Source organism: Pseudomonas prosekii, assembly GCF_900105155.1.
GTDB lineage: Bacteria > Pseudomonadota > Gammaproteobacteria > Pseudomonadales > Pseudomonadaceae > Aquipseudomonas > Aquipseudomonas prosekii.
Genome location: NZ_LT629762.1, coordinates 3,014,189 through 3,038,786 on the forward strand (window position 1 = coordinate 3,014,189; position 24,598 = coordinate 3,038,786).

Sequence of the window (24,598 nt, forward strand, 5' to 3'; positions counted from 1 at the left end):
TTCAGGAGTTACCACATGAAAGGACTGCCGATTTAGTACCTTGAGGATTTGTTCGATGATTCAGCGTTTATTCGTGGGCAGCGTTTCGGCGTTGTTCACACTGGCGGTTTTTGCCGCTCCACCGGATGCCTACACCCAACGCGATGTCTTGCAATGCGGTGGCGACGAAGTGGCATTGGTTTCATCTTGCCGGTCGGTGAGGGTGCAGGACGATCAAGAACACCAGCTCCCGGTGTGCTCCAACCAGACCATCACTTTCAACGGCAAGGAGCTAAAGCGCAAACTTAAGCGGGTTTCCCAATTGACCATGGACGGCGCAAGCACACCGATGGTGGTCACTCTTGTAAGTGCGATGGGTTGCCTCAAAGGGACAAAGGGCAGTCTGGTCGCCATTGGTGGCCATTCTGGTTGTGACGTTTGCAAGCAGTGGTTTGGCTATTACTCAACGGCCGGCGAATTGGAGATGTTTACCTATGGCGATTCTTACCAGTCGTTTGGCGCGAAGGGCTCTAAAGGCTCATCTGAAGCATTGATGGAAGCCTACGGCGTGACTGCGAAAGACCTTCGCGGGGAAAGCCCGGAGATAAAAAAGATTACTTATGGGCAGCCTTGATCTGGCTGGGCGCAAGGGTATGGACTAGTCAAAACAAGGGAGTTGTCTTTGAAAAAGTTATTGATGCTGATGTGGCTAGCCTTCCCCGCATTCGCTCACAGCGAAGTGGAAACGGAAATTGACTGTTTTCAATCCTTGGAAGGCAAGGACATAAAGCTGGATTTCAGGATCTACCGTGACGAGGCCGCCAAGTGGAGCGGGGCGGGCGCCAGGTATGGGACGTCCAAAGAGTCGATCCCGTTGGTATTCAAAAGTACCGAGCAAGAAGAAATGGCCGAGGGCCGGCCTTTTCAGTTCACCACCACATGGGTGGAAGTCGTCGGCGGCGCAGTCACGGGTGAATACGTCATGGTTCGCCAAGGTGCGTTGATTTACGGCATGTCCTACACCAATGCCAAAACCAAGAAACGGTTTGAGTTTGATCATCACCCCTTGATTGAGACTTCTGCTGAGAAGGGGTGTCAGTGGTGAAACTGTTTACCTTGAAGATTTCAATGTTCCTGATGGCGCTATTGAGCTTTGGCGCGGGTGCCACTGAGTTGGTTTTTCCCCACGCCACGATCTGTGAGTATTACGGCAAGGCCCCCGGCAGTTGTTCAGTTGCCTTGAGTGCAGACGGCTACATTTTAGATGCCCGCTCAGGAAAGAAACTGTTCGACGGGCCCGAATATACAGGCGCCATGTTTACCAACGCGCTGTACCGATCCGGCAGCCGTTACATTCTGGAGAGTGAAAATTACTCTTCTGCCAAAACCCGTCGTTGGGTGGACTTCAGTTATGACGGTAAAGACATTGTCCTGAACCATATCTATATTTTTTCTTTGAATATCTCGATGCAAGTGGGTCCGTACTGGCATGGCTATGACTGTCGTCCGGTCAACGCGAAGCTGAGCTTCCCGGCAGGGCAGGGGCTCCTGGAATCCTCACTCGATGCTGTTTGCAAGGACGTTGAATCCTACGCCCCATCAGTAGCGGATGGCGCACCCGAGTCGTTGGCGGCCGGTACGTTGGCGGTTAGCGTTCCGGTATACAACGACGGGCAACAAAATGGTTCTGCGACTTATCTGTTTGAGGGCACTGATCAACCTGAATTGTTGAAGTTGGCGTGTTATTCCGGCTGCGAGTCAACTTCGAAAAAAACGGCCTCCCTGGATAAGGGAGAAGTCGCGCAACGAAGTACCGCAGCCACCCAGACAACCGTCATCAAAAAACTATCGGCCAGCTTATTAGGCGATGCATCCCGGCAAAAAGTGTCTGTGCTGTCCGGCGCCACCGGGGCAGACTTCCGCCGCCTGCAGATCACACGCGAACACGGCACCGGCGACGACATCCTGCTGGATACCTCCAAGGCGTTGCCGTTGGTCAAGAGCCAATACTCGACGGCCATGAACGATGTCTTCAGTGTCAACATCATCAACAACCCGGCAGGCGTGCTTAATGTGATCGATATGCAGGGTGAGCCTGTGTCGGTCAAACAGTCTTCTGCCGAAGCCGGGAGCGCCCTTGTACTGGTCAGCAGCGAAGAAGATAACGCCGTTTATAACTTCAACTTGGTGTTTCGCTACAACAAAAGCTCCAGACAATTTGAGCTGAAAAACGTGTTGCAGGTAACGAACAACGACGCCTGTGATCACTCGATTGTCGGTGTTCGAGAAATGCCTCTAGGAATGATCGGCGAAAAGTCATTGGCGTCTTTCGAGGGGCGCAAGGTGTTTGAGCAGCTGTCTGACTTGCACCCTAAGTCTGCCGACTACAAGAAGTTGATGATGACTGACGTCGCGGAAAAGCTCGACAAGGCGTTGGCGCTGTATCGAAAAGGGCAGACCGAGGCGGTCCGGGAGTTGATGGGAAGCTTCCTGATGTACAACAACGCAGGCCAATGCGATCCAGAAGGCTACATCGCTTCAAAGTATGATTTTCCTCAGCTACCCGGCTGGTCTAACGACTTGGGGTTCCTATTGGGTGAAACCGGTTATTACCAAGAATCCATCGAGTTGTTGAACGCGGTGATTGCCCGAAATCCCAACCGGACCGTGGCCTATCTGAACCTCGCGGACAGTTACTGGGGACTGAAGGATAAAGTGCGGGCGGCACAGGCTTACAAGCAGTACGCCTCGTTGATGACTGACGCGCGTAAGGCGTCGAAGATTCCTGCGCGAGTGACTGAGCGCAGTGATGGAGTAGTTGAGTGATGTGGGGATACACAAAGGTATTAGCCGGTATTGCCTTAGCGACGTTCATATCTCCGGTTTTCGCTCAACCGTCCTGTCAGCCCGACAGTTTTGAGAATCCCGACCTGCTGATTTGCAGTCAGGAAACCTTCGACCGACTCGATTCATCGCTAAATGATCAATACAAAAAAGCGTTGGCCAGTCTTTCCCCGGACGACAGGAAACTGTTGGTAGATGTGCAGCGCAGTTGGGTGAAATTCAAGGAAGAGTATTGCCAAGAGCTTTATCAACATGCCGGTACTGGTGAGGATCCTGCACTCAAAAAATGGTCCTGTTTACTGCACACCACCAATGGACGATTGAGCGAGTTGATGTATCTGCAGACAGGGATGACCAACGATGGTTTCTACAATGCGATGCAGGCGATGGTGGGCAAGAATCAAGCTATGACGTTGGGCGCGGCGGCTGATCGCTTGGGAGGAGAGGCATTGGTTGACCCGGTCTGGCAGCACTACGTGGATGGCCATTGTGAAATGGCCTTCAGCTTATTCCGCGAAGACCTGGAGTACTGCGGGCAGCGAATGCGCTTTCAGTTGCCGATCTATCGCTGATTAGTCAGTCGGAAATCGTGACTTGGCAGTCATTTACGCCAAAAAGTGCTACATCTTCTTCCAACACAACCCGATAGTGTCGTTATCCGCCGAAGCCGCTACACTGCGCCCGCCGTTCATTTCCTTTTGAGGCTGCACGCATGAAATTTCGTTTTCTTCTGTGGATGCTGGGTTTGTTGATGGGTAAGGCCAGTCGGACTAATCCTGCGTTTCAGCAGCAGTTGGGTGACAAGGAGTTGGTGTTCCAGCTACAGACCCTGGACGGGAAAGTGGCGCGGCACTTCCTGGTGAAGAACCAGCGCATTACCAGCAAGTCCGGCATGTATGCCGAGCCGGCGTTTGCGATTGCTTTTAAAGACGCGGCGTATGGCTTTGCGACGATGCAGGCAAAGAACAAGCAGTTGGCGTTTATGACGGGGATTCAGGACAAGTCTATTCAGATCAAGGGCAACCCGGCGCTGGTGATCTGGTTCCAGGGTTTGACCAAGTATTTGAAGCCGCGCAAGGCGAAGCCTAAAGCCAAGGCTTGAGGTTGATGATTAACCTTGTGGCGAGGGGACTTGTCCCCGTTGGGCTGCGAAGCGGCCCTGAAACCTGAAACACCGGTTTTATCTGACACCCCTCTTTGAGTGGTTTTGCGACTGCTGCGCAGTCGAACGGGGACAAGTCCCCTCGCCACAGGGGTTGGGGTGTTTCAGGCAGATCGGCGGGGGATTCTTCGCGGGCAAGCCTTGCTCCTACAGGAGCGAGGCTTGCCCGCGAATGCTTTCAGCCCTGCGAGAACTGCGAGGCGAGTTCGCGCAGCAGCACTTCGGCTTCGAGGACTTTGCTGACCACGTCGTTGGCTTTCTCGCGGCTCAGGCCGACGCGCTCCAGCAGCGCATCCGGGATGTCTTCATCTGGTCCCGAGCCGACTCCGCGGCTGCGTAGCAAGCGCACGGCCAGGCACACCAGATTCGGGTATTCGGCATAGGCGCCGTCATACGCCGGGTCGTGCTGGAAGCGCAGCGCCGTGGCCAGCTCATCGGGCATGTCCCAATAACGCATCAACCACGAGCCAATCTGTTCGCGACTGATGCCCAGCAAATGTTGCTCGACATAGCTGTGGCACAGGTGCGGGTTGACCTCGAGGTGACGGCAGATCAGCGAAAAGTGCGGCGGGAACACGTGCGCCAGCAGCAAGTAACCGAAGTTGTGCAGCAGGCCGGCGAGGTAGGTCAGGCCGGCTTCGGGGCGCTGGGCGCGCGGCATGGCGCGGGTCAGGCCTTCGATGACGGCGGCGGTATAGATCGATTGCTGCCAGTACGGCGTGGTGTGTTGCGGATGATCCTTGGGCAGGCTCAGGGTTTTGCCGAGGGCCAGACCCAGCGCCAGGTTGATCACCAGATCAAAACCGAGCACGCGGACGATCGCGTCTTCCACCGAACGAATCTTGCCCGGCGAAGCGTAATACGGCGACGCCGCCCAACTCACCACTTGCGCGGCCAGCGCCGGATCGGTTTCGACCACGCCAGTGATGTCATCAATCGTCGCGTTGGGATCGACGCGCAGTTTGATGATTTTCTGTGCGGTTTCGGCCAGCGGGGGAATCTCGATGGTTGCTTCCAGACGTTGCTGGATGCGCCGCGCGGTGAATGCCTGAACGGCCTGGGTGATTTCCTCGCGGTCATCGTCCGGGCGGTCGAGGTTGGGGCGGATGCTGGTCAGGTTCTCGCCGAAATTGGCGGCGCTGGCCTTGGTCAACATCGTCTTGAACGCGTCGCTGGTGATTTCCAGCAGCACGTTCGGCTCGCCCGAGTTGATCAGCAACTTCGGCTCGCGCAGCAGACTTTCTTCGTACAGACACGGTGAGCTGGTCAGCGCCGGCAGGCCCGGCAGCAAGCTCAGGTTGTGCTTGCCGAGCATCTTTTCCAGGCGCTCGGTGGACACCGCGGTCAGGCGCCGGCCAGTCAATTCGGCGAGGCGATTGAGGTCCAGCAATTGGCTTTGCGGGAACAGCACCATGAGCGCGCCGACGGCATCGTCGAGCAACACTGCCTGCACTTTACGCGCGGCGTTGAGGCCGTGGTGGTCGATGACTTCTTCGTAGGCGATGCCCAGTTTGCCGAGCAGCATCCGAATAACAGACGGGGCGTGCGGGGCTTCGGGAACGAGAGCAGCTTCGGTCATGGTCTGTGTCCGTTTTCAAACAATTGCAGGAGTATAACCAGCTTGCCCGGCGCGAGTGTCCGGAAACTGCGACGGTGCTCACACTTGTCCGTATTGCTGCCCATGACGCAACCAGCGATCGAGCAACGGGCTGACATGATCGGGCCAGCGCTCAAGCAATGCCTGCGCCGCATCGCGCACGGCGGGCAACAAATCAGCGTCACGCATCAGGTCCGCAACCTTGAATTGCAGCAGGCCGGTCTGGCGAGTGCCGAGCATTTCGCCGGGGCCGCGCAGTTCGAGGTCTTTTTCGGCGATGACAAAACCGTCGTTGGTTTCGCGCATGATGCCCAGGCGCTGACGGCCGATTTGCGACAGCGGCGGATGGTAGAGCAGCACGCAATGACTGGCGGCGCTGCCCCGACCGACACGGCCACGCAATTGGTGCAGTTGCGCGAGGCCGAGGCGTTCGGGGTTTTCGATGATCATCAGGCTGGCGTTGGGCACGTCGACGCCGACTTCGATCACCGTGGTCGCGACCAGCAGTTGCAGGTTGCCAGCCTTGAATTCGGCCATCACCGCGGCTTTCTCCACAGGCTTCATGCGCCCGTGGATCAGCCCGACCTTCAACTCACCGAGCGCGGCGGTGAGGTCTTCAAAGGTGGTTTCGGCGGCCTGGCAGGTCAGCTCTTCGGATTCTTCGATCAGCGTGCACACCCAATACGCCTGACGCCCTTCGGCACAGGCGCCGCGCACGCGTTCGATGACTTCGACGCGCCGCGTGTCGGTGACCAGCACGGTGTTGACCGGGGTGCGGCCGGGCGGCAGTTCGTCGAGGATCGAGGTGTCGAGGTCGGCGTAAGCGCTCATGGCCAGCGTCCGTGGGATCGGCGTTGCGGTCATGATCAATTGGTGTGGGCACATGCGCCCGCCAACGCCTTTCTGTCGCAGCGCCAGACGTTGCTGGACGCCAAATCGGTGCTGCTCGTCGATGATCGCCAGTGCGAGGTTCTTGAACCGCACTTCTTCCTGAAACAGCGCGTGAGTGCCGACCACCATGGGCGCGCCGTTGGCGATCTGCTCCAGCGCGGCGACGCGATTCTTGCCTTTGAGCTTGCCGGCCAGCCACGCGACCTCGATGCCCAGCGGTTCGAGCCAGCGCTTGAAGGTGATGAAGTGCTGCTCGGCGAGGATCTCGGTCGGCGCCATCAGCGCGACTTGATAACCGGCCTCCAGCGCTTGCAGGGCGGCGAGGGCGGCGACCACGGTTTTACCCGCGCCGACATCGCCCTGAATCAGCCGCAGCATCGGCTCGTGCTGACTGAGGTCGTAGGCGATTTCGTTACCGACCCGCTGCTGCGCGCCCGTCGGCGTGAAGCCGAGATTGGCCAGGTATTTGGCTGGCAACCGGGTGGCTTTCGGCATAGCTGGCGCGCGCAGTGAACGCATGCTTTCGCGCAGGCGCTGCTGGGACAGTTGATGCGTGAGCAGTTCTTCGAACGCCAAACGGTGCTGCGCCCAGTGATGACCGATGGCGAGTTCATCGACGTCGGCGTCGGCGGGCGGGTGATGCAGGTAGCGGATTGCGTCGGCCAGCGGCGCCAGTTGATAGTCGCGCGCCAATTCGGTCGGCAGCCAGTCGGGCAAGCTGGTCGGGCCGAGCAGGGTCAGGGTTTGCATGCACAGTTGGCGCAAACGCTGTTGGGTCAGGCCTTCGGTGAGCGGGTAGACCGGCGTCAGTGTTTCATCCACGGGCGGCGGTTCGTCGCCGGTGATGGCGCGGTATTCCGGGTGGTAGATTTCCAGCCCCGACGCGCCGGGCCGCGCTTCGCCGTAACAGCGAATCCGCGTGCCACGCTTGAGGCCTTCTTTCTGCGCGTTGCTGAAATGGTAGAAGCGCAGGCTGAGGCCGCCGGTGCCGTCCTGTATCCGCACGACCAGACTGCGGCGCCGGCCCATGACCACGTCGGCGCCGCTGACGGTGCCTTCGACCACGGCATCCTGGCCGGGGCGCAAATGACCGATCGGGACCACGCGTGTGCGGTCCTGATAACGCAGCGGCAAGTGAAACAGCACGTCCTGGAGATTCTCCAGGCCGACCTTGGCCAATTTCTCGGCCATGGCTTCACCGACACCCTTGAGTGCGGTCACCGACACTTGCGACAACTCGGTCATGGCTGCGACTTAACCGGCTACCACCGGCGCTTGTGGCTTGGCCACCGAGCACAGGCGAATGGAGTCAGCGAGGATTTCGATGGCTTTCGGACGCGGGAAACTCGCGCGCCAGGCAATCGCCACGGTACGGAACGGCACTGGCGGCGTCAGTGGGCGCACGGCAATCACGCCCGGCGCGTAATGGTGGCTGTCGACCGCCGACAGCGGCAGGATCGAAATGCCGAGACCGGATGCAACCATGTGGCGGATGGTTTCCAGCGAGCTGGATTCGACCGTGGTGTGCTTGGCGCCGTCATTGCCCTTGCCCAGCGTCGGGCAGGCTTCCAGCACTTGATCGCGGAAGCAGTGGCCTTCGCCGAGCAGCAGCAGACTCTTGTCGTTGAGCAGGGCGGCGTCGATCGATTGTTTTTTGGTCCACGGATGTTGCGCCGGCATCAGCACGTAGAACGGCTCGTCGTAGAGCGGCAGGGTCAACACATCGGCTTCGTTGAACGGCAGGGCGATGATGATCGCGTCGAGCTCGCCGTTGCGCAGTTTGTCGCGCAGCACGTGGGTGAAGTTTTCTTCGATGTACAACGGCATCTGCGGGGCGACCCGGTGCAGTTGTGGGATCAGGTGCGGAAACAGGTACGGGCCAACGGTGTAGATCGCGCCGACTTTCAGCGGTGCGGTCAGCTGGTTTTTCCCAGCCTGGGCCAGCTCGCGGATGCCTTGCGCCTGTTCGAGGACTTTTTGCGCCTGGGCGACGATGCCTTCGCCGACCGGGGTCAGGCGCACGGCGCTCTTGCTGCGCTCGAAAATCAGCACACCGAGTTCGTCTTCAAGCTTTTTCACGCCCACCGACAGGGTCGGCTGACTGACGTGGCAACGCTCGGCCGCGTGGCCGAAGTGCTGCTCTTGGGCGAGGGTAACGATGTAGCGTAATTCTGTAAGGGTCATAGCAAGCGTCCGTGAAGTTGCGGGCCAAGCATACCGGCTGCAATCGATAGACGCACGTTATCAGAGAGAGTGTGGTGAGTGACACCGGGCAATGCAGGTTTGCCGTTGGCGGATACGCGAAAGGCACCTTTTGGTGCCTTTATCTTGTGCGTGACTTCTGTGGCCCATGAACTTCTGTGGCGAGGGGGCTCGCCCCCGTTGGACTGCGCAGCAGGCCCGGCAGCAGCGAGTGTGGAGTGTCGGGTGATTTGCATTCGCTGATTTTGGGGTCGCTTCGCAACCCAACGGGGGCAAGCCCCCTCGCCACACGTTGGGGGTTCGGCTTAACGCCGGCGTTTTTCCAGGGAGTAAACAAACGGCGCAACGATTTCAATCGAGCCATTGTTCAGCATGTCCGCCGGTGGCTTGGGCAGTGGCTGGGCGCGTTTGATCATTTCCAGCGTCGCGCGGTCCAGATCGGCGTTACCGGACCGGCCGACCAGTTCGTACGACAACACATTGCCTTCAGCATCGACCACAAAGCGCAGGCGGTTCAGCCCTTCTTTGCCCCGCGATTGCGCACTGGCCGGGTACTTTTTGTACTTGGCCAAGTGAGCGAGCAGGGTGCCTTGCCAACTGGCCTTGGCGGCCTGTTGCGCAGGCGATGGGCCCGGCGCTGGCTGCGCGGATTTCTCGGTCGGTGCCTGAGTCGGTTGCGCGTCGCTCGGTTTTTCCTCGGACGGTTTCTCCTTCGGCGGCTCCGGTTTTTTCTCCACAGGCTTCGGCGGTTTAGGCTTTGGCTTGGGTTTGACCGGTTTCGGCACAGCGATCTCGGCTTTCGGCACTTCCGCCAGTTTCGGGATCGGCAGTTCTTCCACCGGAGCCGGTGGCTGCGGCGGCGTGATCACCTTCGGCGGGGCGGGCGGTGGCGGGGCCGGAACCGGCGCCAACTCGACCATCATCGCCTGCGGTGGCAGCTCGATCGGCGGGCGCGCGGTCCAGTTCACCGCCAGCGCGATGGCCAGCGCATGCACGCCGAGCACCACGGCCAGGCTCCCGCTGTAACGCGTCAGCTTATGGCGCGTCGTGATCATTTCTTGACTGCCGTCTCAAGCCCGACCAGACCGACCTTCAGGTAACCGGCCGAGCGCAGGCTGTCCATCACGCTCATCAGGTCGCCGTAATCCACGCCTTTATCGGCCTGGAAGAAGATCGTCGTGTCTTTCTTGCCCTGGGTCCGGGCGTCGAGTGTGGCGCCGAGGGTTTCGACCTTCACTTCGTCTTCACCGAGGAACAGGCGCTGGTCAGCCTTGACGCTGAGGAACACCGGTTTCTCTGGCCGTGGCGCCGGTTTGGCGCTGGAGGCAGGCAAGTCGACCTTGATGTCCACGGTGGCCAACGGCGCGGCCACCATGAAGATGATCAACAGCACCAGCATCACGTCGATAAACGGCGTGACGTTGATTTCGTGGTTCTCGTGCAGATCGTCGTCCGCACCTTCTTTCAAATGCAAGCCCATGGCTGATTACCCTACTTTGACCACGTGGGGCTGCGGGGAGCGCTCAGCGGTCGGCAGGTGATCGAGATCACGGCTGACCAGCAACAGGACTTCAGCAGAGGCGTCCGACACCTGCGCCTTGTAACCGGCGATGGAGCGGGCGAAGACGTTGTAGATGACCACGGCCGGAATCGCTGCAACCAGGCCCAGCGCGGTAGCCAGCAAGGCTTCGGCGATACCCGGAGCGACGACGGCGAGGTTGGTGGTCTGGGTTTTGGCGATGCCGATGAAGCTGTTCATGATGCCCCACACGGTACCGAACAGGCCCACGAACGGCGCGGTGGAACCGATGGTGGCGAGCACGCCGGTGCCGTTGCTCATGTTGCGACCGCACGCGGCGACGAGGCGCTCGAGACGGAAGCTCACACGTTCCTTGATGCCTTCTTTTTCGCGGCTGTTGGCCGACAGGCGCATTTCTTCCAGCGCGTCGTGGACCAGCAGATTGGCGAGGGTGCCTTGCTTGGTCGCCGAAGCGCTGGCTTCTTTAAGGGTGGTGGCTTTTTTCAGGTGGACGATTTCGTTACGCAGACGACGCTTGGCGCCCATCAGCTCGAAGCCTTTGGCGATCCAGATGGTCCAGGTAATGATCGAAGCGATGGCCAGGCCAATCATCACGATTTTGACGATGATATCGGCGTTCTGGTACATGCCCCATGGCGACAGGTCGTGGGCCATGCCCAGGGTGTTGTCCGGTTCGAGCACTTCCGGAGCATCTGCAACGGAAGCATCGATGGCCGGGGCCGGGTCGGCAGCAGCAGGCGCGGCGACTGGCGCGGCTGGGGCAGGTGCCGGCGCAGCTTCAGTAGCAGCGGCGGCCGGAGCGGCTGGCGCTTGCGCATCAGCAAAAGCGGCGACCGGTGCGATCATCAGGCTGAGCAACAGAGCGGCCACAGCGCTCCAGGCGCGAGGTCGTTTGGTAGGCGAAGCGGGGAATTGATTGCGTGTCATGCTGGCCGGACCTGAGAAAAAAAGACGGTAAATGTTCTTCCAGGCCTCGAAGGCCGAGAACAAAAGTGGCGGGCATTATTGCAAGTAATTCTTGTTAACAAAAGTAATAGAGTATCTTTTTTTCCTTCATTGCTAGCCGCTCGTCCTGTGCGGAAGCTAGTCTGTACCTTTCCCGGAGGAGTTTTCTGATGTCCGCGCCTTCTGTTTTGATCGCCGGCTGCGGTGATGTTGGCAGCCGTCTGGCTAAGCAATTACTGGTTTCAGGCTGGGAGGTTCATGGCTTGCGCCGGAATATCTCGCGGCTGCCCGAAGGGGTGATCGGCGTTGCCGGTGACCTGTTCAATAAGGACTGCCCGGACACCTGGCCGATCGGCGCGGTGGATTACCTGGTGTATTGCGCGGCCGCGACCGATCACGATGAGGCGGGTTATCGCGCCGCTTACGTCGAGGGTTTGCAGCACGTGCTGGAGTGGCTGGGCGATTACGGCCAAGTGCCAAAACGCCTGTTGTTCGTTTCGAGCAGCAGCGTCTACGGCCAGCAGGAAGGTGAATGGGTCGATGAGACCTCGCCGACCGTCGCCGGTAGCGGTTATTCCGGGCGGTTGATGCTCGAAGCCGAGCAAGTGGCGCTCGACAGCGGCATCCCCGCGAGCATTGTGCGGCTGACGGGTATTTACGGGCCGGGCCGCGAGTGGCTGCTGACTCAGGTTCGTCGCGGTTATCGCGTGGCGCTTGATCCGCCACTGTACGGCAACCGCATTCACGCCGATGACGCGGCGGGGTTGATGGCGTATCTGCTTGAAGCGAATGAGCGCGGTGTGGCGCTGGATGACGTCTATATAGGCGTCGACGATGCGCCAGCGCCCCTGGCCGAAGTGGTTGGCTGGTTGCGCGAGTATCTGGGCGTGACCGAATGGGCCGAGGACGCGAGCGTGCGTCGGGCGGGGAGCAAGCGCTGCAGCAATGCTCGGGCGAAGGCGTTGGGCTGGGTGCCGCAATACCCAACCTACCGCGAAGGTTATGCGGCAATTCTCGAGGGCCGCTGCTGACTTCCAAACCCCCGAAGCATTGTAGGAGCGAGGCTTGCCCGCGAAGGCGTCATAACATCCAACATCTACGTCGGCATTTATGAAGCTTTCGCGGGCAAGCCTCGCTCCTACAACGATTTCGCTGTTACTGCTTCTCCAGCAACCACTTGCGATCACCCGGCGTGAACGACGGCATTTCATCAGCCATCGAGGCGTTCACGGTCTGGAAAATCTCCAGTTCCTTGCCCTTGCGCGCAAACACCCACGTGTTGCCCTGGCCGTTGAGTTGCAGCCACATGCTGTCATTGCCGCCGCTCATCGACGCGCAATCGCCGGCCAGACATAACGCATAACGGTCCGCCCCGGTCAGGCCGGTGACTTGGCCATCCGCCTGAAATTGCACGGTGTTGCCTTCGCCCGGGCCGCTGATGACTTTCCAGCTGCCGCCCATGTAAGCGGTGTACAGCGCCCGTTCGAAACTGGCGCCAATCGGCGCGCCGTCCGGCACTTGAATCACTGCGCGGTCGAAAACCTGCGCCGGTTCGTTGTCGCTGGCGACCTGGCTCAGTTGCTTGCCGTCGCGGCGCAGTTCGCTGGCGGAACTGCCATAGAAGTCGACCTTCCATGCGCCGGACTCGTCGGCCAGCAGCTTGCCTTCGACGTTTTCAAAACCGTTGGTGTAGCGGGCCTGATTGGCCTTGGTGTTGACGTCCCATTCCAGGTTCGGGCCGTAAGCCTGCAGCGCTTCACGCAGCGGACCGCCCTGAGCGGCAGCATCGATGGCGACCTGGTTGATCCAGGTGCCGCTGATGTCGCGGTCGGCAGGATCGCTGGCGCAGCCGCCGAGGAAAACGGCGAACAAGGAGAGGGCAAGCGCTTTGCGCATGTTGGAATCCTTTCAAAAACCTTTCTTACAAAAGATCAGCCGGCGCAGCCTGTGAGGGCTGCGCCGGATGTATTACTCGATGACCAGAATGGCGTCCATTTCTACCTGCGAACCCTTTGGCAGAGCGGCAACGCCGATGGCGGCGCGGGCAGGGTAGGGCTGTTCAAAGTACTTGCCCATGATCTCGTTGACCTTGGCGAAGTGGCTCAGGTCGGTAAGGAAGATGTTCAGTTTGACGATGTCCTTGAACGAACCACCGGCGGCTTCAGCCACGGACTTGAGGTTCTCGAACACCTGGACGGTCTGGGCTTCGAAGCCTTCAACCAGTTCCATGGTTTTTGGGTCCAGCGGAATTTGACCCGACATGTAAACGGTATTGCCAGCCTTGATCGCCTGGGAATAAGTACCGATGGCGGCCGGGGCCTTGTCGCTGGTGATAACTGTTTTGGTCATGAATGACTCCTTGTAATGGGTGGGCTACGCACGCATGCGGGTGATGCGGATCACCCCGGTCAAGGCGCGCAGTTTCTTGATCACACGAGCCAGGTGCACACGGTCGTGCACGCTGACCACCAGTTGGACCACGCTGATGCGACCATCGCGTTCGTCCATGCTGATTTTTTCGATATTGCCGTCGGCCGCGTTGACGCTGCTGGCCAGCAGAGCGATCAGGCCGCGCTGGTGTTCCAGCTCGACGCGCAGTTCGACGTTGAATTCGCCGGTAACATCCTTGGCCCACGAGAGCTGGATGCATTTTTCCGGGTTGTGCCTGATTTCGCTGATGTTGCGGCAGTTGTCCAGGTGCACGACCATGCCTTTGCCCGCCGACAGATGGCCGACAATCGGGTCGCCCGGGATCGGCGTGCAGCACTTGGCGTAGCTCAGCACCAGGCCTTCGGTGCCGCGAATCGCCAGCGGACCTTCCGGGCTCGGCAACTGTTCGCCTTCGCCCAGCAGTCGGCGCGCGACCACGTACGCCATGCGATTGCCCAGGCCGATGTCTTCGAGCAAGTCTTCGATCAGTTCGAGGCGGTACTCGGCGAGCATTGCCTTGACCCGCTCGGCGGCGATTTTTTCCAGGCTGCTGTCGAAGCCGTTGAGCACCTTGTTCAACAGACGTTCGCCGAGGCTGATGGACTCTGAGCGGCGTTGCAGTTTCAGCGCATGGCGGATGTGCGTGCGCGCCTTGCCGGTGACCACGAAGTTGAGCCACGCCGGGTTTGGCCGCGCGCCGGGGGCGCTGACGATCTCGACCGTGGAGCCGCTTTGCAGCGGTTCGGACAGCGGCGCGAGACGGCGGTTGATCCGGCAGGCAATGCAGCTGTTGCCGACGTCGGTGTGCACCGCGTAGGCAAAGTCGACTGCCGTGGAGCCTTTGGGCAGCTCCATGATCCGGCCCTTGGGCGTGAACACGTATACCTCGTCCGGGAACAGGTCGATCTTCACGCTTTCGATGAATTCCAGCGAGTTGCCGGCACGTTGCTGCATTTCCAGCACGCCTTTGACCCACTGGCGGGCGCGGGCGTGAGTGCCTTTGGGCTGCTCGTCGCCGCTGGATTTGTACAGCCAATGGGCGGCGATGCCGTTGTTGGCCATCTCTTCCATTTCACGGGTGCGGATCTGGATTTCGATCGGTACGCCGTGCATGCCGAACAGCGTGGTGTGCAGCGACTGATAGCCGTTGGCCTTGGGGATCGCGATGTAATCCTTGAAACGCCCCGGCAACGGTTTGTACAAATTATGTACAGCGCCCAGTACGCGGTAGCAGGTGTCGACCTTGTCGACGATGATCCGGAACGCGTAGACGTCCATGATCTCGTTGAAGGCCCGACGCTTGCCGCGCATTTTCTTGTAGATGCCGTAGAGGTGTTTCTGGCGTCCGCTGACTTCGCCCTGGATTTCATCAATCGCCAGGCAGTGGCTCAGGGATTCTTCGATCTTGTTGACGATTTCCTTGCGGTTGCCCCGGGCGCGCTTGACGGCCTGGTTGATCCGCGCGGAACGCATCGGGTGCATGGCTTTGAAACCGAGGTCTTCGAATTCTATGCGGATGGCGTGCATGCCCAGCCGGTTGGCGATGGGCGCATAGATTTCCAGGGTTTCCTTGGCGATGCGTCGGCGTTTTTCGCCGGACAGTACTTCCAGCGTGCGCATGTTGTGCAGGCGGTCGGCGAGCTTGACCAGGATCACGCGAATGTCGCGCGCCATGGCCATGGCCATTTTCTGGAAGTTTTCGGCCTGGGCTTCGGCTTTGGTCTCGAAGTTCATCTGGGTCAGTTTGCTGACCCCGTCGACCAGTTCGGCCACGGTTTCGCCGAACTGCGCTTGCAGCGCTTCTTTGGCAATCCCGGTGTCTTCGATCACGTCATGCAGCATCGCGGCCATCAAACTCTGATGGTCCATGTGCATGTCGGCAAGAATATTCGCCACCGCAAGAGGGTGCGTGACGTACGCCTCACCGCTGCGGCGGCGTTGGCCGTCGTGGGCTTGTTCGGCGTAGAAATACGCTCGGCGGACCAGGTTGACCTGGTCCTTGCCGAGGTAGGTCGATAAGCGATCGGCGAGGGCGTCTATGCTCGGCAAAGTATTAACTCCTGCCGTTGGCTGTGACCCCACGCCGTGCTACGTCGACCAGGCATAGGCTTAGACGGCCTCGTTGGACTCGTCCTCGAACGCTGCGAACAGCGGTTCGTCTTCGACGATTTCAGCATTGGCGATGAACTCATAGCTCATCAGGCCTTCAGCGATTTCACGCAGCGCTACAACGGTAGGCTTGTCGTTTTCCCACTGAACCAGTGGCTCTTTGCCGCCGGTGGCCAGTTGACGGGCACGTTTGGTGGACAGCATGACCAGCTCAAAACGGTTTTCCACGTGGTTCAGGCAGTCTTCAACAGTTACGCGGGCCATGGTATTCCTCGGAGCGAATGCAATATGCGCGCTGCCCGGTTGGGCGAGCGGACTCGACAGTTTAAAAAATCACCAGCGTTTAGGGAAGCGCTGATTTTTTGACCAAGCCCTTCAACGCGCTGCAAGTGCCAATGTAAAGCCCTTGCAGCGGTTTTGGGAAGAGCTGATTAAGCGCTCATCAGCCAAGCAATTCGGCCAAAAGTTTTCCGTTGCGCTGCTGCTGACGCTTTTGATGCAGCTGATTGGCACGGAAAATCGCCTGCAGGTCGCGCAGTGCGTGGGCGAAATTGTCGTTGATGATCAGGTAGTCGTAGTCGACGTAGTGGCTCATCTCGCTGACCGCTTCACGCATCCGCCCGTCGATGATTTCGTCGCTGTCCTGGCCACGATTGGTCAGGCGCTGGTGCAACGCTTCCAGCGATGGCGGCAAAATGAAGATCGAGCGCGCTTGCGGCATCAACTTGCGCACTTGCTCGGCGCCCTGCCAGTCGATTTCCAGGATCAGGTCGTGGCCCGCGTCCAGCGTCTGCTGGAGGTGACTTTGCGAGGTGCCATAGAGGTTGCCGAAGACTTCAGCGCGCTCGAGGAAATCGCCGTGTTCGCCCATCTTCACAAACGCTTCACGCGTGACGAAGTGATAGTTCACGCCGTTCACTTCACCGGGGCGCATGGCGCGGGTGGTGTGCGAAACCGAGACGCGAATCTCTTGGTCAGCGTCGGTCAAGGCCTTGACCAGGCTGCTCTTGCCCGCGCCCGATGGGGCGGAAATGATGTAAAGGGTGCCGGTGCTGTGGGTCATGTCGGGGTTGCCTTACTCAATATTCTGCACTTGTTCGCGCATCTGCTCGATCAACACTTTGAGGTTGACCGCCGCCGTGGTGCTGCGCGGGTCGAAGGCTTTGGAGCCCAGTGTGTTGGCTTCGCGGTTGAGTTCCTGCATCAGGAAGTCGAGGCGCCGACCGGCGGCCCCGCCGGACTTGAGCACCCGGCGAACTTCGATGATGTGAGTGCTCAGGCGATCCAGTTCTTCGGCGACGTCGCTCTTTTGCGCGAGCATGACCATTTCCTGTTCCAGGCGTTGCGGGTCCATCTCGGCTTTCATGTCGGCAAAGCGGTCGAGGACTTTCTGGCGCTGGGTGGCGAGCATTTGCGGGACCAGCCCGCGCAGGGTCACGACGTCTTCTTCAATAGAGGTCAGGCGGTCATTGATCAGCCGGGCCAGCTCCGCGCCTTCGCGCTCGCGGCCAGCCTTCAATTCCTTCAGGCCCTGGGTGAACAGCGCCAGTGCCTCGGCGTTCAAGGCTTGCGGGTCCGCCGCGTCGCCCACCAGCACGCCGGGCCAGGCGAGCACTTCCAGCGGGTTCAGCGCGGCCGGGTTCTTGATCAGGTCGGCAATTGTTTCAGCGGCGGCGACCAGCTGCGCGGCGCGTTCGCGGTCCACTTGCAGGGTTTTGCCGGTGCTTTCCTCGGTGAAGCGCAAGGTGCATTCCAGTTTGCCGCGCGACAACCCTTGGCGCAGCGCTTCGCGAACGGCGCCTTCGAGGTCGCGAAAGGATTCCGGCAGACGCAGATGCGGTTCCAGGTAGCGGCTGTTGACCGAGCGCAGCTCCCAGCTCAGGGTGCCTTGGACGCCGGCGGATTCGACGCGGGCGAAGGCGGTCATGCTGTGCACCATGGAGGTACCTCGCAATGCAGGCTGGCGCGAAACCTTGGCTTCGCGAACCCGATATCAATGAATGTGAGCCGACTGGCAGCAAAGGCGCAGGATTGTAGCGCAGTGCGGCGGATGCGCCCAAACACACCCTGTGACAAAGGGCTGCAGGCCGTCGGTTAAGGCAATTTCGCGGGCTTCAGCCGTCGGCTGGATTTTTTAGGCGTGCCCACTCGCGGCTCGCGGCTCTATAATGCTCGGCAGTTTTCCGTCCCCAGTACAGGTATTCCCTATGAAACGTCCAAGTGGTCGCGTTGCCGATCAGCTCCGCTCGATCCGCATTACCCGCAACTACACCAAACACGCCGAGGGTTCTGTGCTGGTCGAATTCGGTGACACCAAAGTCATCTGCACCGTCAGCGTCGAAAACGGCGTGCCACGTTTCCTCAAAGGTCAGGGCCAAGGCTGGTTGACCGCTGAATACGGCATGCTGCCGCGTGCCACTGGCGAGCGTAACCAGCGTGAAGCGAGCCGCGGCAAGCAAGGCGGCCGTACCTTGGAAATCCAGCGCCTGATCGGCCGTTCGCTGCGCGCTGCGCTGGACATGTCGAAGCTCGGCGACGTCACCCTGTACGTCGATTGCGACGTGATCCAGGCTGACGGCGGCACCCGCACTGCCTCCATCACCGGCGCCATGGTTGCACTGGTCGATGCGTTGAAAGTGATCAAGAAGCGCGGCGGCCTGAAAGGTGGCGACCCGCTCAAGCAAATGATCGCAGCCGTTTCGGTCGGCATGTACCAGGGCGAGGCTGTGCTTGACCTCGATTACCTGGAAGACTCGGCTGCCGAGACTGACCTGAACGTGGTAATGACCAGCACTGGCGGCTTCATCGAAGTCCAGGGCACCGCTGAAGGCGCGCCGTTCCAGCCGGAAGACCTGAACGCCATGCTGGAATTGGCCAAGAAAGGCATGAACGAGATTTTCGAACTGCAAAAAGCTGCATTGGCTGACTGATCGAGTCGTTTTTCACACCAAGGAGGATGTTATGAGTGATGGGCAAGAGTTACTTCCTACCCCGAGCCAAGAGGCTCGGCAGTGGGCGATGTTTTGTCACTTGTCCGCCTTGTTGGGGATCTGGATTCCATTTGGTACGTTGATCGGCCCGCTGATCCTCTGGCAGATGAAGCGCGAAAGTGACCCGTTCATTGATGCGCAGGGCAAGGAAGCGCTGAATTTTCAGATCACCGTTGCCATCGCCGCGACCATCTCGTTCTTTTTGATATTGGTGGTCATCGGGTTTTTCCTGCTGGGTCTGATCGCCATCGCAGGTCTGGTACTGACGATCATCGCTGGCGTAAAAGCCAATGAAGGTGTGCCTTATCGGTATCCGTTCACTTTGCGGTTGATCAAGTAACGACCCAATCAGCCCCGCGCTCAGATTGCCGCTTGTAACCAAATGCCCTGACTTGTCAGGGCATTTGTATTTTTATAATTCAATTAACAGATTTGATATAGAGGGCGCGCGATATCTGTGATAACCACGCGCGCATTCTTTAATAAAATATGACTCTTACATCTTAAGTCACAACTTCAATGCCTCTAAGTTAGCTGCTTTCTTGGCAATCAGACTTTGCGATTGTTAGAGTTGCCCCACGTTATATTTACTTAGAAATATATCGACATATTCAAGCCAACGAAGGTCCTTGAATTTCAGCCAATCAGTGTTGAGATACTCAGCCGATTCATCAGGCGTGCGCGGGTAAAAAGTTCGCCTATGAATATATAGCCAAGAACAATTCCAATGATTCAGCTCGACTTTTATGGAACGCTGGTGGCCGCTTCCTTAGTGCTTTTGCTGGGGCGCGGACTTGTTACGCGCGTGGCTTGCCTGCGTAATTACAATATTCCCGAACCCGTTGCTGGCGGTTTGGTGGTTGCCCTGGCTCTGCTGGTGTCACGAACGTTTGATATTGAAGTCCGTTTCGATACTTCGTTGCAGACGCCGTTGATGTTGGCTTTTTTTGCCACGATCGGCTTGAGTGCCGACTTCGCCAGCCTGAAGAAGGGCGGTCGCGTAGTAGGCGTTTTCCTGCTGGCAGTGGCCGGACTTCTGATCGTCCAGAACGCAATGGGCATTGGCCTCGCAACCATGCTCGGGCTCGATCCGCTGATGGGGCTGCTGACCGGTTCGATTACGTTGTCGGGCGGTCATGGTACAGGCGCTGCGTGGGGGACGGTGTTCAGTGAGAAGTACGGTCTGGCGTCTGCCTCCGAGCTGGCGATTGCCTCTGCAACGTTTGGCCTGGTGTTGGGTGGCTTGATTGGCGGCCCGGTCGCCCGCCTGCTGATCAAGCGGGTTCAAGTACCTGGCTGCCACACTCAAGAGGCGCCACGCTTGCCAAAAGGCTTTGAGCAGCCGAACAAAGAGCGTTCGATCACGCCATTTTCGTTTATCGAAACCCTCGCGCTGATTGCAGTGAGCTTATTGGTCGGCAATCTTCTGAATGGTTTGCTGCAAGGAACCGCGCTTGAATTGCCGACTTTCGTGTGCGTGCTGTTCATTGGTGTGGTTTTACGCAATGGGCTTTCAGCGCTGGGCTTGTATCAGGTATTCGAGCGTGAAGTGTCCGTGTTGGGTAACGTCAGCCTGTCGCTGTTTCTGGCGATTGCCTTGATGTCGCTGAAACTGTGGGACCTGGCGGCACTGGCCCTGCCGATCTTCATCATTCTGGCTGCGCAAGCGTTGGTCATGGCGTTGTTTGCAATTTTCGTGACGTTCAGAATCATGGGCCGTAACTACGATGCGGCGGTGTTGGCGGCGGGGCACTGCGGTTTCGGGCTGGGTGCAACACCTACGGCCATCGCTAACATGCAGGCGGTAACGCAGCGCTACGGGCCATCGCAGATAGCGTTTCTGGTGGTGCCGATGGTGGGGGCGTTCTTCATCGACATCATTAATGTCATCGTGATCAAGTTGTACCTTGCGCTGCCGTTTTTTGCCGTTGCCTGAAGTTTTGGCCGTGTTGCCTGGCGCATAAAAAATGCCCGTATCTCGCGATACGGGCATTTTTTTTCTGCGAATCGACGCTTAGATCGTCAGCGTCCAGTCGTAGTCCACGATCAACGGTGCGTGCTGCGAGAACCGTGGCTGACGTGGCAGGCGCGCGCTGCGGACAAAGCGGCGCAGGCCTGGGGTCAGCAACTGGTAATCGAAACGCCAGCCCAGGTTGAGCATCTCAGCCTGTTCGTTGTCCGGCCACCAGCTGTACTGGTCGCCTTCACGGCTGACTTCGCGCAGGGCATCGACATAACCCATGTTGCCGACAATCTCGTCCATCCAGGCACGTTCAGGTGCCAGGAAGCCCGGGGATTGCTGGCTGTCGCGCCAGTTCTTGATATCCAGCTTCTGTTGCGCCACGTACAGCGAGCCACAATAAATGTACTCGCGACGTTTGCGTCGCTGTTTATCCAGATAACGGGCGAAATCGTCCATTAGCTTGAACTTCTGGTTCAAGTCTTCATCGCCGTTCTGCCCCGAAGGAAGCAGCAAGGTCGCGATGCTGACCTTATCGAAATCGGCTTGCAGGTAGCGCCCGTAGCGGTCGGCCGTCTCGAACCCGAGACCGCTGATGACTGCCTTCGGTTGCAGCCGCGAATACAAAGCCACGCCACCTTGGGCGGGTACTTCGGCTTCGCAGGCATAAAGGAAGTAGCCATCCAGTTGGAAGGCTGGATCGTCCAGTTCAAAGGCGGAGGCGCGGGTGTCCTGCAGGCAGATGACGTCGGCATTCTGTGCTTGCAGCCAACTGAGCAAACCTCGCTCCACTGCAGCCTGAATACCATTGACGTTCACACTGATGATCCGCATAAATGGCCCCAAAAATCGCGTGCGTGTATGATACACGGCGTCAACCTAATTAGCTAAATCCGTGGTATTTGGGGTTTTTTTCATGCAAGCGTATCAGCGCGATTTCATTCGTTTTGCCATCGATCGCGGCGTTTTGCGCTTCGGTGAGTTCACCCTGAAGTCCGGGCGCACCAGTCCTTACTTCTTCAACGCCGGTCTGTTCAACAGCGGTTTGGCCCTTGCGCAGCTGGGTCGTTTCTACGCGGCAGCCATTGTTGAAAGCGGTATTTCCTTCGATGTGCTGTTTGGCCCAGCGTACAAAGGTATTCCTTTGGCGGCGACCACTGCCGTGGCGCTGGCCGAGCATCACGAGCGTGATCTGCCATGGTGTTTCAATCGTAAAGAAGCCAAGGCCCACGGCGAAGGCGGCAGCCTGGTCGGCGCACCGCTGAGCGGCGAAGTGCTGATCATCGACGACGTCATCACCGCCGGCACTGCGATTCGTGAAGTGATGCAGATCATCGCGACTCAGGATGGCGCCAAGGCTGCGGGCGTGCTGATCGCCCTCAATCGTCAAGAGCGCGGCAACGGCGAGTTGTCGGCAATCCAGGAAGTGGAGCGCGACTTCGGTATCCCAGTGATCAGCATTGTCTCGCTGAATCAGGTGCTGGAATTCCTCGCCGATGACCCGCAGCTCAAGCAGCACCTGCCCGCCGTAGAAGCCTACCGCGCGCAATTCGGCGTCTGACCGCATTCCCTTGTGGGAGCGAGCTTGCTCGCGATGAGGCCATAACATCCAACATCTTCGTTGGCTGATACACCGCTTTCGCGGGCAAGCCTCGCTCCTACAAGGAGTGCGTCGTTAGTGCAGTCTTTGCCATTTCCGTACGAGTTTCAGTGCCAACCACGGGTTGAATAGCGCAAATACCAGCAATGCCAGGACGACTGACACGTAGAGCGTTCGGTCCACGTCGAAGTCCCACAGGTCCAGTGTGCTGGAGCTGATGATCCTTACGGCGGCAGGTAAGTTAACGTAAAACAACGCCGAAAAAGCGCATGTCATAGGCAATGCGCAGGCGAGCAAAACATCACGCACCTTGCCCCTGCTGCGCTTTCTGGCCAGTTCCCCCGACTGATTTTCATCCAGTTCCAGCGCCTCATGCAGCCTTGGCCACGCCAGGTTGAACATGAAAGTGGTCAGGGTCAGCAGCAAGCCGCTGACCGCGACAATGTCACTGAACGGCATTCAGGCCCAGCGTCTGGCACAACAGCGCGTGGGAATCCTCGCTGATTTCGAACTGCCCAGCACTGCCTTTGCGTTTGGTGATGGGTTTGAAGGTCGGCTCGTTTTGCGTGATCAGCATGTTCAGCTCATCACGGATGACGTCCGAGCTGATGACTACCAGATACACCGTCTGTGCGTGCTCCGCAGACTCGATGACCGTTTGCATGCTGTGCTGCAAGATCTCGTCGAGCTGATTGCGAAAGCGCGAAACCGTGTTTTTCAGCAGGGTTTTGCTTTGGCTCTGGGTCAACTGAAAAATCGTCGAAATCTGCGATTCGGTCGGCAAGGTCTGGCCGAAGTAGCTTTGGATCAAGTACAGCAAACGATCCTGTTTCGCTTCATCGGCCCGACTCGGCATCCCGCCTTCGACCAGCATTTTCAGGTACTCAGTGAGGCTTGCCTTGGCGATCCGTTGTAAGGCATGAGCGATTTCGCCGTCGGAAATCTTCAGGGTCTTTTTGACCGGCTCCTTTTGCTCCTGCTCGAAAGCCTGAGCGTCGATCGTGAACGAGATCTGCATGCTGAGCCTCCCGAGATCACTTGTTGGCATTATTTGGGTACGGATCTTCCACGGCATCGCCTTGGCCGCTGAGGACCTTCCAGCCGTTCAGAGAATGGGTGCTCGGTTGGTAATACGGGCAGGGCGGCATCGACGTTCTCGACGGGGCCGAATACTCATGGCCGCAGTCTGCGCAAGCATAACGGCCTGCCGAGATATCGCTGCCGTAAGGAACATGGTCTTTTTGCATCGGGAAGATCTCCTGTGGATTCAGGGAAGATCCTATGCGGACTAGTACCGGGCGATATGTCAGACGTTTCGCTGAATCAGGTCAGACGTTTCCCGCAGGCAAAAAAAGATCGCAGCTTTCGCCAGGTCCTACAGGGTTATCGGAAAACCCTGTAGGCACTGACGAAAGCTGCGATCTTTTGGCGTTACTGAATCAAGGACGCTTGCGGTTACTGATCAACGTACCCACGCCGGTATCGGTGAAGATCTCCAGCAGAATCGCGTTCGGTACCCGGCCATCGATGATCAGCGAGCTGCCGACGCCGCCCTGAACCGCTTCCAGCGCGCAACGGATCTTCGGCAGCATGCCGCCGTAGATCGTGCCATCGGCGATCAATTCGTCAACTTGCTGGGTGGTCAGGCCGGTGAGGACCGTGCCTTGCTTGTCCATCAGGCCGGCGATGTTGGTCAGCAGCATGAGCTTTTCAGCTTTCAGCGCTTCCGCCACTTTACCGGCCACCAGGTCAGCGTTGATGTTGTACGACTCGCCGTTGGCGCCGACGCCGATTGGCGCGATCACCGGGATGAAATCGCCTCTGACCAGCAGGTTCAGCAAATCGGTGTTGATCCCGACCACTTCGCCGACCTGACCGATGTCGATGATTTCCGGTTGGGTCATCTCCGGCGTCTGGCGGGTCACGGTGAGTTTTTTCGCACGGATCAGCTCCGCATCTTTACCGGTCAGGCCGATGGCGCTGCCGCCATGACGGTTGATCAGGTTGACGATGTCCTTGTTGACCTGGCCGCCGAGGACCATTTCCACCACGTCCATGGTCTGCGCGTCAGTCACGCGCATGCCATCGATGAAGTGGCTCTCGATCGACAGACGCTTGAGCAAGTCGCCGATTTGCGGGCCGCCACCGTGAACCACCACCGGGTTGATGCCCACGGCTTTCATCAGCACGATGTCGCGGGCGAAGCCGGTTTTCAGCTCCTCGCTTTCCATCGCGTTGCCGCCGTATTTGATCACCAGCGTCTTGCCGACGTAGCGGCGAATGTAAGGCAGTGCTTCGGACAGGACCTTGGCGGTGTTGGCGGCGGCTTCGCGTTCGAGGGTCATTCAG

27 protein-coding genes are annotated in these 24,598 nt (G+C 58.8%); 10 read left to right on the top strand and 17 right to left on the bottom strand.

Going from position 1 to position 24,598, the window contains the following annotated elements; all coding sequences use genetic code 11:
• Window positions 1-55 precede the first annotated feature (55 nt).
• The 5 genes from BLU01_RS13585 (at window position 56) to BLU01_RS13605 (ending at window position 3,925) form a co-directional block, all read left to right on the top strand.
• Complete coding sequence (locus BLU01_RS13585; RefSeq protein ID WP_092276120.1) at window positions 56-613, top strand: hypothetical protein; 558 nt, start codon at window positions 56-58, stop codon at window positions 611-613.
• 48 nt (window positions 614-661) lie between these two features.
• Window positions 662-1,084, top strand: coding sequence for a hypothetical protein (locus BLU01_RS13590; RefSeq protein WP_231987149.1), 423 nt, complete (start codon window positions 662-664; stop codon window positions 1,082-1,084).
• Window positions 1,081-2,805, top strand: coding sequence for a tetratricopeptide repeat protein (locus BLU01_RS27995; protein ID WP_231987150.1), 1,725 nt, complete (start codon window positions 1,081-1,083; stop codon window positions 2,803-2,805). The genes BLU01_RS13590 and BLU01_RS27995 overlap by 4 nt, the downstream gene beginning before the upstream one ends.
• Window positions 2,805-3,395: a lysozyme inhibitor LprI family protein gene (locus BLU01_RS13600; protein ID WP_092276123.1), complete on the top strand. Its 591-nt coding sequence runs from the start codon at window positions 2,805-2,807 to the stop codon at window positions 3,393-3,395. Before BLU01_RS27995 ends, BLU01_RS13600 begins: the two co-directional genes overlap by 1 nt.
• 140 nt (window positions 3,396-3,535) lie before the next feature.
• Window positions 3,536-3,925 (top strand): helicase, encoded by a 390-nt coding sequence (locus BLU01_RS13605; protein WP_092276126.1) that lies wholly within the window; start codon window positions 3,536-3,538, stop codon window positions 3,923-3,925.
• A 238-nt stretch (window positions 3,926-4,163) separates the two neighbouring features.
• Here the strand turns inward: BLU01_RS13605 and BLU01_RS13610 are convergent, their stop codons facing one another.
• The 6 genes from BLU01_RS13610 to exbB all read right to left on the bottom strand — a co-directional run bounded on the left by BLU01_RS13610 (window position 4,164) and on the right by exbB (window position 11,142).
• A complete protein-coding gene (locus BLU01_RS13610; RefSeq protein ID WP_092276129.1) occupies window positions 4,164-5,564 on the bottom strand; it encodes an aminoacyl-tRNA deacylase and HDOD domain-containing protein in 1,401 nt (466 codons plus the stop codon).
• 78 nt (window positions 5,565-5,642) lie between these two features.
• A complete protein-coding gene (recG, locus tag BLU01_RS13615) occupies window positions 5,643-7,718 on the bottom strand; it encodes an ATP-dependent DNA helicase RecG (protein WP_092276132.1) in 2,076 nt (691 codons plus the stop codon).
• 9 nt (window positions 7,719-7,727) lie between these two features.
• On the bottom strand, window positions 7,728-8,657 hold the full coding sequence (locus BLU01_RS13620) for a hydrogen peroxide-inducible genes activator (RefSeq protein ID WP_092276135.1): 930 nt from the start codon (window positions 8,655-8,657) through the stop codon (window positions 7,728-7,730).
• 323 nt (window positions 8,658-8,980) lie between these two features.
• Entirely contained in the window at window positions 8,981-9,730 is a 750-nt protein-coding gene (locus BLU01_RS13625) for an energy transducer TonB family protein (RefSeq protein ID WP_092276138.1), read from the bottom strand.
• A complete protein-coding gene (gene exbD, locus BLU01_RS13630) occupies window positions 9,727-10,155 on the bottom strand; it encodes a TonB system transport protein ExbD (protein ID WP_092276141.1) in 429 nt (142 codons plus the stop codon). Before exbD ends, BLU01_RS13625 begins: the two co-directional genes overlap by 4 nt.
• A 6-nt stretch (window positions 10,156-10,161) precedes the next feature.
• Window positions 10,162-11,142 carry a tonB-system energizer ExbB gene (gene exbB, locus BLU01_RS13635; protein WP_092281612.1) on the bottom strand — a complete coding sequence of 327 codons (981 nt, stop codon included), beginning with the start codon at window positions 11,140-11,142 and terminating at the stop codon, window positions 10,162-10,164.
• Between the two features lie 188 nt (window positions 11,143-11,330).
• On the opposite strand from exbB, the gene BLU01_RS13640 reads away from it, so the two are divergent.
• Window positions 11,331-12,191, top strand: a complete 861-nt coding sequence (locus tag BLU01_RS13640; RefSeq protein WP_092276144.1) for an SDR family oxidoreductase — start codon at window positions 11,331-11,333, stop codon at window positions 12,189-12,191.
• Window positions 12,192-12,315: 124 nt separating this feature from the next.
• Here BLU01_RS13640 and BLU01_RS13645 read toward each other — a convergent pair whose 3' ends face one another.
• The 6 genes from BLU01_RS13645 to BLU01_RS13670 all read right to left on the bottom strand — a co-directional run bounded on the left by BLU01_RS13645 (window position 12,316) and on the right by BLU01_RS13670 (window position 17,638).
• Window positions 12,316-13,056: a hypothetical protein gene (locus BLU01_RS13645; RefSeq protein WP_092276147.1), complete on the bottom strand. Its 741-nt coding sequence runs from the start codon at window positions 13,054-13,056 to the stop codon at window positions 12,316-12,318.
• Window positions 13,057-13,128: 72 nt separating this feature from the next.
• Complete coding sequence (locus BLU01_RS13650; RefSeq protein ID WP_025130815.1) at window positions 13,129-13,509, bottom strand: RidA family protein; 381 nt, start codon at window positions 13,507-13,509, stop codon at window positions 13,129-13,131.
• A 24-nt stretch (window positions 13,510-13,533) separates the two neighbouring features.
• Window positions 13,534-15,639, bottom strand: a complete 2,106-nt coding sequence (spoT, locus tag BLU01_RS13655; protein ID WP_092276150.1) for a bifunctional GTP diphosphokinase/guanosine-3',5'-bis pyrophosphate 3'-pyrophosphohydrolase — start codon at window positions 15,637-15,639, stop codon at window positions 13,534-13,536.
• A gap of 60 nt (window positions 15,640-15,699) precedes the next feature.
• Entirely contained in the window at window positions 15,700-15,963 is a 264-nt protein-coding gene (rpoZ, locus tag BLU01_RS13660) for a DNA-directed RNA polymerase subunit omega (RefSeq protein WP_007894670.1), read from the bottom strand.
• A 178-nt stretch (window positions 15,964-16,141) separates the two neighbouring features.
• Window positions 16,142-16,762: a guanylate kinase gene (gene gmk, locus BLU01_RS13665; RefSeq protein ID WP_092276154.1), complete on the bottom strand. Its 621-nt coding sequence runs from the start codon at window positions 16,760-16,762 to the stop codon at window positions 16,142-16,144.
• A gap of 12 nt (window positions 16,763-16,774) precedes the next feature.
• Window positions 16,775-17,638, bottom strand: a complete 864-nt coding sequence (locus BLU01_RS13670; protein WP_092276157.1) for a YicC/YloC family endoribonuclease — start codon at window positions 17,636-17,638, stop codon at window positions 16,775-16,777.
• A gap of 268 nt (window positions 17,639-17,906) precedes the next feature.
• Between BLU01_RS13670 and rph the strand changes: the two genes are divergently transcribed.
• The 3 genes from rph to gltS all read left to right on the top strand — a co-directional run bounded on the left by rph (window position 17,907) and on the right by gltS (window position 20,625).
• The gene (rph, locus tag BLU01_RS13675; protein ID WP_092276160.1) at window positions 17,907-18,629 is read left to right on the top strand and encodes a ribonuclease PH; all 723 of its coding nucleotides are present in this window, start codon (window positions 17,907-17,909) and stop codon (window positions 18,627-18,629) included.
• A gap of 31 nt (window positions 18,630-18,660) precedes the next feature.
• Window positions 18,661-19,029: a DUF4870 domain-containing protein gene (locus tag BLU01_RS13680; RefSeq protein WP_092276163.1), complete on the top strand. Its 369-nt coding sequence runs from the start codon at window positions 18,661-18,663 to the stop codon at window positions 19,027-19,029.
• A 387-nt stretch (window positions 19,030-19,416) separates the two neighbouring features.
• On the top strand, window positions 19,417-20,625 hold the full coding sequence (gene gltS / locus BLU01_RS13685) for a sodium/glutamate symporter (RefSeq protein ID WP_092276166.1): 1,209 nt from the start codon (window positions 19,417-19,419) through the stop codon (window positions 20,623-20,625).
• 78 nt (window positions 20,626-20,703) lie between these two features.
• Here gltS and BLU01_RS13690 read toward each other — a convergent pair whose 3' ends face one another.
• On the bottom strand, window positions 20,704-21,483 hold the full coding sequence (locus BLU01_RS13690; RefSeq protein WP_007934608.1) for an exodeoxyribonuclease III: 780 nt from the start codon (window positions 21,481-21,483) through the stop codon (window positions 20,704-20,706).
• 82 nt (window positions 21,484-21,565) lie between these two features.
• Here BLU01_RS13690 and pyrE point away from each other — a divergent pair, with 82 nt between their 5' ends.
• Window positions 21,566-22,210: an orotate phosphoribosyltransferase gene (gene pyrE / locus BLU01_RS13695; protein WP_092276169.1), complete on the top strand. Its 645-nt coding sequence runs from the start codon at window positions 21,566-21,568 to the stop codon at window positions 22,208-22,210.
• Window positions 22,211-22,324: 114 nt separating this feature from the next.
• On the opposite strand, the gene BLU01_RS13700 is transcribed toward pyrE, so the two are convergent.
• The 4 genes from BLU01_RS13700 to argB form a co-directional block, all read right to left on the bottom strand.
• Entirely contained in the window at window positions 22,325-22,708 is a 384-nt protein-coding gene (locus tag BLU01_RS13700; RefSeq protein WP_092276172.1) for a hypothetical protein, read from the bottom strand.
• On the bottom strand, window positions 22,695-23,267 hold the full coding sequence (locus tag BLU01_RS13705; RefSeq protein WP_092276175.1) for a hypothetical protein: 573 nt from the start codon (window positions 23,265-23,267) through the stop codon (window positions 22,695-22,697). Before BLU01_RS13705 ends, BLU01_RS13700 begins: the two co-directional genes overlap by 14 nt.
• 16 nt (window positions 23,268-23,283) lie before the next feature.
• Window positions 23,284-23,496, bottom strand: a complete 213-nt coding sequence (locus tag BLU01_RS13710; RefSeq protein ID WP_092276178.1) for a hypothetical protein — start codon at window positions 23,494-23,496, stop codon at window positions 23,284-23,286.
• Between the two features lie 192 nt (window positions 23,497-23,688).
• Window positions 23,689-24,594 (bottom strand): acetylglutamate kinase, encoded by a 906-nt coding sequence (gene argB / locus BLU01_RS13715; protein ID WP_092276181.1) that lies wholly within the window; start codon window positions 24,592-24,594, stop codon window positions 23,689-23,691.
• Window positions 24,595-24,598 lie beyond the last annotated feature (4 nt).